14 protein-coding genes are annotated in these 13,845 nt (G+C 57.6%); 12 read left to right on the top strand and 2 right to left on the bottom strand.

Annotated features, from left to right (window positions below):
* Positions 1-16: 16 nt before the first annotated feature.
* Both ACWWD9_RS10475 and ACWWD9_RS10470 read right to left on the bottom strand, forming a co-directional pair.
* A complete protein-coding gene (locus tag ACWWD9_RS10475; RefSeq protein WP_013441564.1) occupies positions 17-652 on the bottom strand; it encodes a response regulator in 636 nt (211 codons plus the stop codon).
* Entirely contained in the window at positions 652-1,992 is a 1,341-nt protein-coding gene (locus ACWWD9_RS10470) for an ATP-binding protein (protein ID WP_159356070.1), read from the bottom strand. Before ACWWD9_RS10470 ends, ACWWD9_RS10475 begins: the two co-directional genes overlap by 1 nt.
* A 308-nt stretch (positions 1,993-2,300) precedes the next feature.
* Between ACWWD9_RS10470 and ACWWD9_RS10465 the strand changes: the two genes are divergently transcribed.
* The 12 genes from ACWWD9_RS10465 to ACWWD9_RS10410 all read left to right on the top strand — a co-directional run bounded on the left by ACWWD9_RS10465 (position 2,301) and on the right by ACWWD9_RS10410 (position 13,807).
* Complete coding sequence (locus tag ACWWD9_RS10465; RefSeq protein ID WP_328486895.1) at positions 2,301-4,040, top strand: methanol/ethanol family PQQ-dependent dehydrogenase; 1,740 nt, start codon at positions 2,301-2,303, stop codon at positions 4,038-4,040.
* A 122-nt stretch (positions 4,041-4,162) separates the two neighbouring features.
* Positions 4,163-5,029, top strand: a complete 867-nt coding sequence (gene moxJ, locus ACWWD9_RS10460) for a methanol oxidation system protein MoxJ (protein ID WP_455866984.1) — start codon at positions 4,163-4,165, stop codon at positions 5,027-5,029.
* A gap of 58 nt (positions 5,030-5,087) precedes the next feature.
* The gene (gene moxG / locus ACWWD9_RS10455; protein WP_013441568.1) at positions 5,088-5,561 is read left to right on the top strand and encodes a cytochrome c(L), periplasmic; all 474 of its coding nucleotides are present in this window, start codon (positions 5,088-5,090) and stop codon (positions 5,559-5,561) included.
* Positions 5,562-5,643: 82 nt separating this feature from the next.
* Complete coding sequence (locus tag ACWWD9_RS10450; RefSeq protein ID WP_013441569.1) at positions 5,644-5,928, top strand: methanol dehydrogenase [cytochrome c] subunit; 285 nt, start codon at positions 5,644-5,646, stop codon at positions 5,926-5,928.
* Positions 5,929-6,051: 123 nt separating this feature from the next.
* The gene (locus ACWWD9_RS10445) at positions 6,052-7,074 is read left to right on the top strand and encodes an AAA family ATPase (RefSeq protein ID WP_159356068.1); all 1,023 of its coding nucleotides are present in this window, start codon (positions 6,052-6,054) and stop codon (positions 7,072-7,074) included.
* The gene (locus ACWWD9_RS10440; RefSeq protein ID WP_455866983.1) at positions 7,071-8,009 is read left to right on the top strand and encodes a DUF58 domain-containing protein; all 939 of its coding nucleotides are present in this window, start codon (positions 7,071-7,073) and stop codon (positions 8,007-8,009) included. The genes ACWWD9_RS10445 and ACWWD9_RS10440 overlap by 4 nt, the downstream gene beginning before the upstream one ends.
* Positions 8,006-8,944 carry a hypothetical protein gene (locus tag ACWWD9_RS10435; protein WP_455866982.1) on the top strand — a complete coding sequence of 313 codons (939 nt, stop codon included), beginning with the start codon at positions 8,006-8,008 and terminating at the stop codon, positions 8,942-8,944. Before ACWWD9_RS10440 ends, ACWWD9_RS10435 begins: the two co-directional genes overlap by 4 nt.
* A complete protein-coding gene (locus ACWWD9_RS10430; protein WP_015829572.1) occupies positions 8,941-9,942 on the top strand; it encodes a vWA domain-containing protein in 1,002 nt (333 codons plus the stop codon). The genes ACWWD9_RS10435 and ACWWD9_RS10430 overlap by 4 nt, the downstream gene beginning before the upstream one ends.
* Complete coding sequence (locus tag ACWWD9_RS10425; RefSeq protein WP_455866981.1) at positions 9,930-10,517, top strand: MxaK protein; 588 nt, start codon at positions 9,930-9,932, stop codon at positions 10,515-10,517. The genes ACWWD9_RS10430 and ACWWD9_RS10425 overlap by 13 nt, the downstream gene beginning before the upstream one ends.
* Complete coding sequence (locus tag ACWWD9_RS10420; protein WP_455866980.1) at positions 10,514-11,491, top strand: VWA domain-containing protein; 978 nt, start codon at positions 10,514-10,516, stop codon at positions 11,489-11,491. Before ACWWD9_RS10425 ends, ACWWD9_RS10420 begins: the two co-directional genes overlap by 4 nt.
* Complete coding sequence (locus ACWWD9_RS10415) at positions 11,488-12,018, top strand: SRPBCC family protein (RefSeq protein ID WP_013441576.1); 531 nt, start codon at positions 11,488-11,490, stop codon at positions 12,016-12,018. The genes ACWWD9_RS10420 and ACWWD9_RS10415 overlap by 4 nt, the downstream gene beginning before the upstream one ends.
* Before the next feature lie 391 nt (positions 12,019-12,409).
* Positions 12,410-13,807 (top strand): sensor histidine kinase, encoded by a 1,398-nt coding sequence (locus ACWWD9_RS10410; protein WP_455866979.1) that lies wholly within the window; start codon positions 12,410-12,412, stop codon positions 13,805-13,807.
* Positions 13,808-13,845 lie beyond the last annotated feature (38 nt).

The raw sequence follows: 13,845 nt of genomic DNA, 5'->3' as shown, positions 1-13,845 counted from the left end.
TTTCAGCGGGAAATGTTCACGTTTTTATGATGTTGAGCTTGATGGCGAGCAGCATCAGTTGCGCGGCGTTTTCCACATTCAGTTTTTGCCGCAGGCGCGTCTGCACATTGGCGATGGTCTTGTAATCCAGACACAGAGCCGCGGCAATATCCTCAATCGAGCGACCCTGGGCCAGCAGGTTGAACACCTCGAATTCGCGTGAGCTCAGGCTGTTGAGTATGTCGCCGCCATTGATATTGTGCATGGCGATTTCCTGCGCGATATCGTGGCTGACGTATTTGCGATTGTTGGCAATGGCAAATACGGCCTCTACCAGCACATCCGGCGCAGACGACTTGGTGACATAGCCACTGGCGCCCGCCTGCAATGCGCGGGTGGGGAATATGGCATCGTCATGCATGCTGAACACCAGCACCTTGGCATTGCGGTCGCGCGAGACAATGCGCTTCAGCGCTTCCAGGCCGCCCATGCCCCGCATGGAAAGGTCCATCACCACCACTTCCGGCTGGTGCTCCGAGTAAACCCGGTAGGCATCCTCGCCGCTATCCACTTCGGCGATCACCTTGATTCCGGATTTTTCCAGCAGGTGGCGATAGCCCTGCCTTACCACGGCATGGTCGTCCACCAGCATCACTCTTACTGCACCTTGCATTACACCATCTCCTTTATCGGGGTTATGGGGATGACCGCACGAATCCGGGTGCCCGTGCCAGCAGCGCTGGACACCTCGAATTTACCGTCAACCGCCTTGATTCTTTCACGCATGCCGGCAAGCCCCAGGCCTTTGTGTGGCTGGGCCTGGGAGATGCCGCAACCATCGTCGGTAATATCCACGATCAGCCTGTCGCCCTGCATGAACAGGTGCACATCAATCAGGCTGGCCTGGGCGTGGCGTGCGGCATTGGTAATTGCCTCCTGAATCACGCGATAGATATTGATGGTCAGCTTGTCATCCAGATGGTCAAGCGCATCGTCTATCGCCAGCTGATAGCGCGTGCCATTGGCCGGATATTTCCAGGTGTCGATCAAATGCTGCAGGGCGGCGCCCAGCCCAAGCTCGTCCAGCGCAGCAGGGCGCAGGCGATGAATAAGCTGGCGCGCCGAGCGGTAGATATGATCGGAGTGCGAAATAATGTGCAGCGCCACTTCACTGATGCTGGGTGGCAGATCCGGCATATTGACCAGGCTGGTGGCGTTGGCCTTGATCGCATTCAGGTATTGCCCCATGTCGTCGTGCAGGTCGCGGGCGATATGGCGGCGCTCTTCTTCCTGCAACTCCAGCGCCTGCCGCAACAGAAAGTGATTCTCCCTGAGCAGGTTGGAAATTTCCGATTCGGCGGTTTTGATCTCGGTGATATCGGCGGCAAATACATGCAGGAACTGCAAGCTGCCATCCTGGCTGAAATGCCCGAGGATGCGAGCCATGGCATAGGTGCGTTTACCGTAGACGCCTATTACACAGAGCTGCTCCACATCCACTTTTTGATGTTCTTTGACCACTTCCATCAGGTGCGACCACGACGGGCCGTGCTGCAAGTAGTCGGCCAGATTATTCCCCACGGCCAGCTCTGGCGTCTGTATTTCCAGGAAGCAGGCCATGGCCGGGTTGCACATCTGGATCACGCCTTGCGTCGTGACTACGGCATTCCCCGCCAGGTTTTCATTGAATAGTGTTTGGAATTGCAGGCGCTCGGCCAGCAGTGCCTGTTCGGTCTGGTTGCGGCTGCGCACCTCGCGCTTGATCTCCTGCCAGCGGCGCCAGGCAAACCAGCTCATGGCGAGGGTGGCGGCGGCCAGCGCATAGGGCAGCTCATCGATGTCGTATTCGTCTTGGCTGGTCAATGTCCAGTCGATGAAGATTTCCGACAGCTCAAAGTAGCCTGCCAGCAGGTAAGTCAGGATGAAGCTGCAAGGGACAATCGCAAACTCAAGCAGGACATTCTTTCTATCCAGCTGCTTGCCTAGGGTAATGGGGGCGAACGGGATGCGCATAAATGCTCAGTATGCGCTCTGTCACATTGTCACCCTAGCGACTCGCTCCCGAATGTGACCGGGAGCTCATCCTTACATTGTTACAAAATGTAATTAAGTATTACAAATTGTGAATATGTGAATTTTTCCCTGCGCAAAAGTGAATGGCGCACCTCGTGCCGCAAAGGCAGGTTTGAGATAGTTCGTCGTCGCTCTACGACAGTGGTAGCGAGGGAGTAGGACTATATCAACATACGAGGAGGATTCCGAAGATGAAGGCAAGAATAACAGCTACTGGCTTTGCAGTTGCTGGATTGGCATTGTCAGCCATGCTGCCATCAGTAGCTGCGGCAGCTGATAGCCTGGAAGCGCTGGGTGCCAATCCCAATAACTGGACAATGCAAACTGGGGATTATACGGGGCAACATTACAGCCGCCTTTCACAAATCACGACAGGTAACGTCAAGAACCTGAAAGCTGCCTGGTCGTTCTCCACCGGCCTGCTGCACGGTCATGAAGGTGCACCGCTGGTGATTGGCGACATGATGTACATCAACACGCCATTTCCAAACAATACATTTGCCCTCAACCTGGCTGAGCCAGAAAAGATTGTCTGGCAGCACAAGCCCAAGCAGGATGCCTCCGTCAAGGCGGTTGCCTGCTGTGACATCGTGAACCGTGGCCTTGCCTACGATGATGGTCGCATCTTCAAGACCCAGCTGGATGGTCACCTGGTTGCCCTGGATGCCAAGACCGGCAAGGAGCTGTGGAAGATGGAAAACTGCGATCCTGCAGTAGGTTCCACCATTACCCAGGCGCCTTTCGCTGTTAAGGGCAAGGTGCTGGTTGGTTGTTCCGGTGCTGAGCTGGGCGTGCGCGGTTACGTGACTGCCTATGATCAGAAAACTGGTGAGCTGGTATGGCGTTCGTTCGCGACCGGTCCTGACAATGAGCTCAACCTGGCCAAAGACTTCAACAAGGACAATCCTCACTACGGTCAAATGGGCCTCGGCACCAAGACCTGGGAAGGCGAAGCCTGGAAAATCGGCGGCGGCACCAACTGGGGCTGGTATGCCTATGATCCCAAGCTGAACCTGTTCTACTACGGTTCCGGCAACCCTGCTCCATGGAATGAAACCATGCGTCCAGGCGACAACAAGTGGACGATGACCATCTGGGCACGTGATGTGGATACTGGCGCTGCCAAGTGGGGCTACCAGAAGACTCCTCATGACGAGTGGGACTTCGCTGGTGTTAACCAGATGATCCTGACCGATCAGCCAGTTGGCGGCAAGTCGCAGCCTCTGCTGACTCACGTTGACCGTAACGGCATCATGTACACGCTGAACCGTCAAACCGGTTCTATCGTACAAGCTGCCAAGGTTGATCCTGCAGTGAATGTATTCAAGAAGGTGGACCTGAAGACCGGCCTGCCATTGCGCGATCCTGAATTCAGCACCCGCATGGACCACAAGGGTACCAACATCTGCCCATCTGCCATGGGTTTCCACAACCAGGGTCTGGATGCTTACGATCCTGACAGCCGCACGTTCTACTTCGGTCTGAACCACATTTGTATGGATTGGGAGCCGTTCATGCTGCCATACCGTGCAGGTCAGTTCTTCGTTGGTGCAACGCTGGCTATGTACCCAGGCCCTAACGGCCCAACCAAGAAGGAAATGGGTCAAGTTCGCGCCATGGACGGTGTGACAGGCGAAGTGAAGTGGACCAAGTGGGAGAAATTCTCCGTTTGGGGCGGCACTCTGGCTACCAAGGGCGGCCTGGTGTTCTACAACACTCTCGACGGCAACATCAAGGCTCTCGACAAGACCAACGGCAAGGAAATCTGGAAATTCAAGATGCCTTCCGGTGCGATTGGTGCGCCTATGAGCTACGCCTACAAGGGTAAGCAATACATCGCTACCAACTACGGTGTAGGCGGCTGGCCTGGTGTAGGTCTGGTGTTTGACCTGACTGACCCAAGTGCTGGTCTGGGTGCTGTAGGTGCCTTCAAGGAACTCCAAAGCTACACCCAGATGGGCGGTGGTGTGATGGTGTTCGGTCTGTAATACGGGCCTTGTTATTAGGCCGCCGGTGCCCGGCACGATGACAGGGTGCCGGCGGTTTTTATCAGATAGCGTTTTTACTGTGCAGTTTTAAAGATCATCACGGTGTGTTTTAAGGGAAAGCAATGAAACTGATCAAGTGGAGTGTGATGTTCGCCATCTGGGCGAGCGCGTTCGGCGGGCAGACTGCCATGGCGCAAGACAATGCGCAAATCAAGACCAAAGCCGACAGTCCATTACGAATTTGTGCGGGTGAGGATGAACTGCCTTACTCGAATACCCGGGAAGAAGGGTTTGAAAACCGGATCGCCGATGTGCTGGCCAGTGAACTGGGCCGCAAGGTGGAAAACGTCTGGTGGAAAGATGCGCGCTATGTGGTGCGTGACCTGCTGGATAAGGATAAATGCGATGTGATTATTGGTGCCGATGAAAACGACCCACGTGTCGCCACGACGCCTGCTTATTACCGTTCCGGCTACATCTTTGTTTACAAGAAAGACAAGGGCGACCTGGGGCTGACGGACTGGAACAGCCCGTATCTCAAGAAATCGACCACCCAGATAGGCTGGATTCCGGAAACACCACCCGAAATCATGCTGGTGCAGATCGAGCGCTTTGTCGACATGTTCCAGTACAAGGCCGAGATCTCCAATTACAAGTCGCCGCGCAACCATTACATCAAGTATGACCCATCGCGTGTGGTGAATGATGTGGTGAATGGCCGCCTGGATGTTGCCGTGCTGTGGGCGCCTGCAGCTGCCCGATATGTTAAGCAGTCTAGCGTGCCGCTGGTGGAAAAGCTGGTGGTGGATAACGCCAAGAAATCGAATGGTGAGCGTGTTCCGCATCAGTTTTCGGTAAGCGTGGGTGTGCGTAAGAACGATACCGAGCTGCTGAAGCAGATTGAGCAGGCGCTGGTGAAGCGCAAGGGCGATATTGATGCCATTTTGAAGGCAGAAGGTATCCCGCTGTTGCCAACAACCAAGCCTTGAAGCGACGCTTTACTGAGCGGTAGCCACGATTTTTCAATAAGCAATAAAGGGTAATGCAATGCGTAAACGTAACAAACTGGTTCTGGTCGCGGCACTTCTGGCGGCCACCGTATCTGTCTTCGCGGATGACCTGATCTTCCGCGGCACCATCTCCGGTGAAATGCTCGATTTCAAGGGCCTCAACGAGACGGAAACCGATGCGGTGAAGAAATTCAAGCAAACCGGCGTCAACCCCTACAACGGCAATGCCGAGGTGATCAAGAAGGGTGAGAGCCTGTTCTCCACCGCCTGTTCCGGCTGTCATGGCCATCTGGCCGAAGGCAAGCTGGGCCCGGCGCTGTCCGACGACTATTGGACCTACCCCAAGAATGCCACCGACAAGGGCTTGTTCGAGACCATTTTTGGTGGGGCCGAAGGCATGATGGGCCCGCAACGTGGCCGTCTGACGCAGGATGAGATGCTGCAGATCATGAGCTGGGTACGTTCCATTTATCAGGGTGATCCTGAAAAAGCCAAGTGGCTCAATAACTAAGTTGCTTTTGTATCACTCCCTTCGCGATGTGATCCTGGCCGCGCGAAGGGTTCTTTAACTGCCGGGTATGAGGAGGAATGCAATGCAAAGCAAAAATTGGCTCAAGCACGGTCTGATGGGCGTGGCGGTTTTGGTATTTTCATCCAGTGCTTTTGCTTACGATGGCACCAACTGTAAAGAACCAGGCAACTGCTGGGAACCAAAACCAGGTTTCCCGGAAAAGATTGCTGGTTCCAAATACGACCCCAAGCATGACCCCGTCGAACTCAGCAAACAGGAAAAGGCCATCAAGGCCATGAACGAGCGTAACGCCAAGCGCGTTGCCAACCTGAAAGAAACAGGTCAGTTCAAATACGACGTCAAGTAAAGCGATTGATTTAACTGGCGTAGCGGATAGTGCATGTTATGCGCTATCCGCTTTTTCCGGTGCCACCGCGGCATCCCGGACCCCCTCTGCCGCCTTGCGCGGATTAACCCGATAGTGAGTTCCATGAATACGACACCTTCTGCTCTGGCCGACTGGCGTGAACGCGCCACGGCGTTTGAACAATCCCTGAATGCGGTCGTTCTGGGGCAGACCCACCCGATCCGTTCCCTGCTTATTTCACTGTTTGCCCGTGGCCATGTATTGCTTGAAGGCGATGTGGGCGTAGGCAAGACTACGCTGCTGCGAGCGGCAGCGCGCGCTCTGGGTGGCGCTTATCAGCGCGTTGAGGGCACGGTGGACCTGATGCCTTCCGACCTGATTTACCACACCTGGATAGACGATGCCGGGCAGATGCGCATTGATCCCGGCCCCTTGCTCAGTCAGGGCGACGCCTTGTCCGTGTTTTTCTTTAACGAGATCAACCGGGCGCGTCCGCAAGTCCACTCACTGCTGCTGCGTGCCATGGCCGAGCGCAGCGTGACGGCATTTAACCGCGAATATTATTTCCCGCATTTCATTCTGTTTGCCGACCGCAACCGCGTGGAAAAAGAAGAAACCTTTGAGCTGCCGGGCGCCGCGCGCGACCGATTCTTCATGGAAGTGCTGGTGAAGGCTCCGGACGACGACGAGATTCGCAAGCAACTGATGTTTGATACCCGCTTTCAGGATACCGACAAGCTTATCGAGAGTGTGCCTGCGGCCATCCTGCCGTATGACCAGCTCAACGACGTGGCCGCCAGCATTCAGAAGCATGTGCAGGCCAGCCCTGCGCTGCAGAATTACGCGCTCGCCCTGTGGCAAGCCACTGCCAAACCACAGGATGTGGGTGTGCAGTTATCCGGCATTGACGTGAGCAGCCTGGTGCTGGCGGGTGCCAGCCCACGTGGCATGGGCATGCTGATGCGTGGTGCGCGCGTGGTGGCGTGGCTGGCCGGGCGTGATTATCTGATGCCGGAAGACATACGCGAGGTGTTTTACGACATTATTGCCCACCGCGTGTTTCTGCAGCCGGTGCACGAGCTGCACCGCGATGTGATTGCCCCAGCCTTGATGGAAGCCGTATTGGCACAAGTGGCGGCACCGTGAGCCTGTTGTCCTCTATCCCCGAGCTGATTCACTACTATGTGAAATGGCGCGCCAACGGCTTGCGGGCTGGTGCCCATGTCGGCCGCATTGCCGGTTCCGGCAGCCGTTTTCGCGGGCACGGCCCCTTGCTGGATAACCCGGATCCGCGTCGCATTGATGTGCGCGCAACCGCCCGTGATCCATACCGGCGTTTGCTGGTGAAGATGTACCAGCAAAATGTATCGCTGCCAGTGTGGGTGGTGGCCGACTGGTCGGCCTCCATGGCGTTTCAGAGCGAGCAGGGGACAAATGATGGCCAGCCTCAGCATTCCGCTGGGAATCCCGTTTACCAACCTTCTGCGCGTATTGACGCAAACAAGATCGAAGTGATTGCCGACCTGTGCGAACAACTGGCCTGGTCTACCTGGCGTATGGCAGACCGGCTGGGGTTCATTGCCTGCAACGATGGCATCGTGCGCGAGCTGCAAGTCCCCGCACGCTGCAGCCGCCTGCAGGGCAGCGCCATTCGCCAGCGGCTCATGCAAGCGCCCGCTCCACAAGGCGGCGCGCATGGTCTGGCCTCTGCCGCCGCCGAGATCGGCCGCGAGCGTTCGCTGGTTTTTCTGGTGACCGATGCCCATTACCCCTTGCCTGAATTGCAACAGGTGCTGCAAAGCCTGAGCGGCCATGATGTGGTGCCCGTGGTGCTATGGAATAGCGCCGAATACAGCGCCCTGCCGCGCTGGGGCTTTGCCCGCTTTCGCGATGCCGAAACGCGGCAGGAGCGCCTGCTGTGGTGCCGGCCTCGCCTGCAGCAAAAAATCAATGCCGCCTATGAGGCGCGCCGTGAGGCCATTGCCGAGGTCTGCGCGCAATGGGGACGCCTGCCGTTTTTTATCAGCGACCGCCTGCAAGCGCGGGCGCTGACACATTATTTTATGGAGTCGGCACGATGATGCCTTTACACCGTCCGTGGCGCCTGATTCGCGGGTGCCGCATGGCATGGCTGGCGATGCTGGGCCAGGCCATGCTGGTTTTTTCGATGGCAAGCGCACACGCCGCCGCTGATGCGCATGTGGAAAGCCATTACCGCGAGGCCGGATACTTTATCGGCGACGTGATTGATGAAGTCGTGGATATTACCGCCACGCCCGGCGCCACGCTGGTGGAAGAAACCCTGCCGCGCAGTGGCGATGGCCAGTGGATAGAGCTGCGCGAGGTGGATGTACAGGAAAATGCCCCCGAGCATGGCCGTTTCAAGCTGCATCTGCGCTGGCAGTTGTTCAAGGCCCTGCGCGAAACGCGCACCATTCCTTTGCCTGCCTTCACCGTTAACCTGCGCCATGGGCAGACCGTGTTGCCGGTCAAAATCCACGAGCGGCAGGTCATGGTGTCGCCCTTGCTGCCGGTGATTCTCGATACCAGCCAGACCAGTTTGCGCCCAGACAGTCTGCCGCCATTACGCGATACCGCGCGGCCCATGCGCTACACCTTGCTAGCACTGGCGCTGACGCTGACTGCCGCGCTCTGGCTGTTATGGCGCCATGACAAACCGCCTTTCCGCTGGGCGCCCGCTGGGCCATTCACGGCGGCCTACCGTCGTCTGCGTGGCCGCCAGGGCCGCAAACTCAGCCTGGCGCAAAGCTTTGCCGTGGCGCATCACGCGTTTAATCAGGCGGCAGGGCGGACGGTGTTTGCCAGCGATGTGCAGGTGTTGCTGAAACTGCGGCCGGAGCTTGCGCGCCTGCGCCCCGAGATTGAAGCGTTTTATGCGCGCTCTGCCCGCGTGTTTTTTGCCGAGGCACCGAATGCCGCGAGCGCTGACGATGTCGCTGCGATCAAGACCTTGCTGGCCGCCTGTCGCGCACTGGAGCGAGGCCGCAAACCGTGATCAACGCCCTGGGGTTTGATACGCCAGCCGCGCTGTGGCTGCTGGTGCTGGGCTTGTTGCCCTTATGGCGCCATGGTCAATCGGTGTTGCGCCATCCAGCCATGTTGCTGATGCCGGAAGACCGCTGGTCGCGCGCATTGTCATGGGCCTTGCGGCTCATCGGCATGCTGTGTGTGGTGGCGCTGGTGCTGGGCATGGCGGGCTTGCACCTGCGCCAGTCCGAGGTGGAGCGCGTGGGGCATGGCGCCCATATCATGGTGGTGCTGGATCGCAGCGCCAGCATGAACGATGACTTTGCCGGCAAATATATCCAGTCGACCGACGCTGTGCAGAATCCCTCCAAGCTCAAAGCCGCCCGCGAAGTGCTCGCCAAATTTATCGAGAGCCGCCAGCAGGATCTGGTGGGCCTGATCACCTTCAGTACCTCCCCGGTGTTTGTGCTGCCACTGACGCATGACCAGGTCGCGCTCAAGGCAGCGCTGGATAGTGCCGAAGCCCAGGGTATGGGCTTTACCGCCGTGGCGCGGGGCCTTGGCATGGCGCTGGATTACTTCAAGGGCAAGCCGGTGACAGGCGCCCGGCTGATCCTGCTGGTATCTGACGGCGGCGCCCATATCGACAGCCAGACGCAGGACCGTATACGCAGCTGGTTTGCCAGTGAGCACGCAGCGCTTGCCTGGATTTATATCCGCGGCACCAATTCCCCCAGCATTTTTGTGCAGCCGGGGGAGGGCGATGATGCCGCCAGTGCCCCTGAGTATTTCCTGCATGAATATTTCAAAACCCTGGGCGTGCCTTATCAGGCTTACGAGGCGGAAAACCCGCGCGCGCTGGAAGCCGCATTGCGCGATGTAGGCAAGATGCACAACCTGCCTTCGCATTACTTTGAAAAACAGCCACGCCGCGATCTGGCCGGGATTTGCTATGCCGCAGCCCTGCTGTTGCTGGCGCTGCTGTATGGCGCAAAACGAATGGAGATATCGCAATGGCACGCATGATCTTGTGGCGCGAGACCCTGGCCTGGAGCCTGCTCGCCGCCGGTCTGGGGCTTACTGGCTGGCAGGGCTGGCAATGGTTGCAGGCCAGCCAGGTGAATCAGATACTGGCTAACCCCAAGGAGCCGATAGAGAAGCACGCGCCATGGCTAAGCCAGACCCCCGAAGGGCAGCTGTTGCAAGCCTGGCAGCTGACGCGACGTGGCGATAGTACGCATGCGCTGGAAATCTATGGTCGGCTGGAGCAGCGCCTGCCTCCGGCTTTGCTGGCGCGCGCCAAATACAATATGGGCAATGCCTATCTGTCGACGGCGCTGGGCGCGTTGACTGAAGAGGGCGCGCTGGCCTACAACCAGGCCGCTCCCTTGCTGGCGATGGCCAAGGATGCTTACCGTGACGCCCTGCGCCATGATCCGACGCTATGGGATGCCCGTCACAACATGGAGCTGGCGCAGCGTGCCAGCCCGGACCTGACGCCCGGCATCCGCAATGAGCAATCACAGGAAGAAACCGAGCTGAAGACCACCACCGAGCGTGCCTGGCCGACGATTCCCGGTTTCCCCAAGGGCATGCCGTGAAGCAAGGCTGGCGTTTGCGTATTGCCCAGGCTCCCGGGCGGGCGCTGCTGCTGGCGGCCTGTATCCTGATGTTGCCGGTGTTTCTGCATCCGGAGCTGCCCCTGCCGCGCAAGGTGTACTCGGTGGGCTTTGTCATCGATATTACCCAGAGCATGAATGTGCGCGATGGTGGTCCCGGTGGTGTGGCCCGCCTGGCATTCGCCCGACAAGCGGTGCGCGATGCCTTGCGTCATCTGCCCTGTGGCTCGCTGGTGAGCATCGGCATGTTTACCGAGCGCGATGTTTCCATGCTGTTCAAGCCCATGGAAGTCTGTGCCCATTTCAGTGTGCTGGATGAAGCTGTGGAGCGGCTGGACTGGCGCATGGCCTGGGCGGCGGATTCCTTCATCACGCATGGCCTGTATCGCGGTATTGAAGAAACCCGCAAGCTCAAGCTCGATACCCTGGTGTTTCTGACCGATGGTCAGCAGGCACCGCCCGCCAATCCGCGGTACATGCCGGTGTTTGATGGCAAACCGGGCGAAGTAGGCGGCATCATTGCCGGGGTCGGCGAGCTGCAACGGCAAGCCATTCCCAAGCTCGATGAAAACGACAACATTACCGGCTACTGGCTGCCGGAAGATGCCATGCAATTTGCCACCTTCGGCATGTCCCACGTGCAGTCTGTGCTGGAAATGGAAGGCTACCATGGACGCAATGCGCCGCATGGCGCGCACCCCGAAGGCTCGTATACCGAGCATATGTCGGCCCTGGATGAAAAAGGCCTGCAGGAACTCGCCAAGATAACCGGTTTGCATTATCTGCATCTGCAGGACAAGGCCCAGCTGGCCGATGCCCTGCGTCAGAACACCTTGCACCGGCAGTGGGTTGCCAGCGATATCCGCCCCGTATTTGCCGGGCTGGCCTTGCTCCTGCTGCTGGCCTCGTATTTCCCCGCTTTTATTTCATCATTGTTCAAGAAAGGAAAACCATGAAATCATGGATTGCAGCACTGTTATTGGCATTACCCCTGGCGGCGTGGGCGCATGGCCCCACCCCGCAGAAAGCCGAGGAAACTGTAGAGATCAATGCGGCACCCGCTGCCGTCTGGGCCAAGATCAAGGATTTTGGCGCGATTGCCAGCTGGCAACCTGCCGTGGAAAAAGTGGCGGCTGAAGGCGGCAATGGCAATGGCGCCAAGCGTACGCTGACATTCAAGAGCGGCGGTGTGCTAGAAGAAGAGCTGGATGATTACTCGGATGCCGAGATGCGCTATGCCTACCGCATGGGCCGTGACATGGATATCAAGGCCTTGCCGGTCAGCTCGCTGAATGGCCGTCTGGAAGTCACTGCAGGCAAGGACGGCAAGACCGTAGTGACCTGGAAGGCCCGTTTCTACCGTGCTTTTACCGGTAATGAGCCGCCTGCCGGGCAGGACGATGCCACGGCAGTGGAAGGCGTGACGGCCTATTTCCGTCAGGGCCTGGATAATCTGAAGCAGCTGGTGGAAAGCGGCAAGTAACTTTCGGGAAAAATTCCCGAGGTTTTTCGGGAGTCCCAGTGTAGTGGCAACAGACGGCGACCTTTAGTATGCAACACATGCTCTAGTGCAATTGAAATGTCAGGAATGACGGTTCGCGTGTCGCACAATGTTCAGGCATACTCCATAGAAATTCAACCAGACTTGCTCTCCAGGTCTGGTTTTTTTTTGCCGGTTATCGGCCGGTCTGATTCTCCCCGCAATTAACGCTTGTGAAATTATGTGGATGCGATTATCTTAAAATCGCTTGCACGCCTTGTGCTGACTGCCTGCAAGCGGCTTGATCTCCATAAAAACTTATCCATGAACAACAGGTGATGTCTTGCTAGAGGCAACGATAGCCAATCCATTTTTTTCTGCACTGATGTCAGGCATGTCGGATGAAGCCTATCTGGTGGATGCCAATAACATGCAACTGGCCTGCGTCAGCAGCCAGGCGCTGGTTAGTCATCAATGCACGCTGACGCAATTGCATGCGATGCCATTGCACGCGGTGCTCGGCATGCCCGAGACCGAGCTTGTGCAATGGCAGGCCCAGTGTGTAAAACAACCATCCGGCGCACCGTTGACGACGCTGTTATTACCCAAGGCCGATGGCGAAAAAGGGCGGCGTGCAGGCGACAGCACCAAAGTGAGCTTTTTTGAGGCCGAAGGGCGGTCCTGGATGCTGGTCATGAAAAACAGCGTCAGCCGCTCTGCCATGCAGGCGCTGGATGACAGCGAGTCGCGCTTTCAGGCGATTGTGGCCAACACGCCGGGTCTGGTATTCCAGTTCAGATTGCTGGGGCCGGGCCGGCTCGGTTTTATCTATCTGAGCGAGGCCTGTTATGCCGTGCTGGGCATTACCGAAGCCGAGCTGACCAAGACGCCGTCGCAGTTTTACCGGCTGATGGCAGAAGAAGACCGGCCATCGTTCCGTGAAGCCTTGCTGACCTCGGCCAATGAAATGACCGTGCTGAACTGGGAAGGCCGCATCTGGATCAAGGCCTGGCAGGATACCAAGTGGATCAACCTGCGTGGCAGCCCCATCAAGCTGCACGATGGCGAGGTGCAGTGGGGCGGCATCATTACCAACATCACGCAGAGCAAAAACGAAAAACTCGAGATTGAACGTTCACGCCAGCGCATGGCCGAGCTGTCTGCCCACCTGACACAGGTGAAAGAGCAGGAACGTCGGCGCATTGCGCGCGAGATACATGATGATCTCGGTGGCAACCTGACCGCGATCAAGATCGGCCTTACCTCCATTATCAAGCGTATCAATCCCGACGAACCCAAGCTGGTGGAGAAGGCACTCAATCTGGAAAGCATTGTCGATCGCACCTTTGATATCGTGCATCGCATTGCCAGTGACTTGCGGCCGGATGTGCTGGAACTGGGCATAGTGGCGGCGCTGGAGTGGCAATGCGGGCAATTTGAAAAGCAGTTTTCCCTGCCGTGCCGGTTTTACAGCTCGCAGACCGAGCTGGCCGTCAGTGCCGATGAGGCGATCACGCTGTTCCGCATCTGCCAGGAGGCGATGTCCAATATCGCCAAGCATGCCAGGGCCAGGCAGGTGGAAGTTGAGCTTCTGGTGGAAGACCGCGATATCATGCTGCGTATCGTCGATGACGGCCAGGGCATACGCATGCAGGACCAGCATAAATCCAATTCCTTTGGTCTGCGGGGCATGCGGGAGCGCGTCGCTGCGCTGGATGGCAGTCTTGAAGTCGAAAAACGTGTACGTGGGGGTACAGCGGTGCAGGTTAAAATTCCACGCAGTCTCAAGTAAGATTGCGACATAACGAAGGTAATACGGGGACAAGCATT

The organism is Methylovorus sp. SPW-M1 (assembly GCF_053848825.1).
The sequence above is the reverse complement of the archived record's forward strand: the minus strand, read 5'-3'. Positions and strand labels throughout refer to the sequence as shown.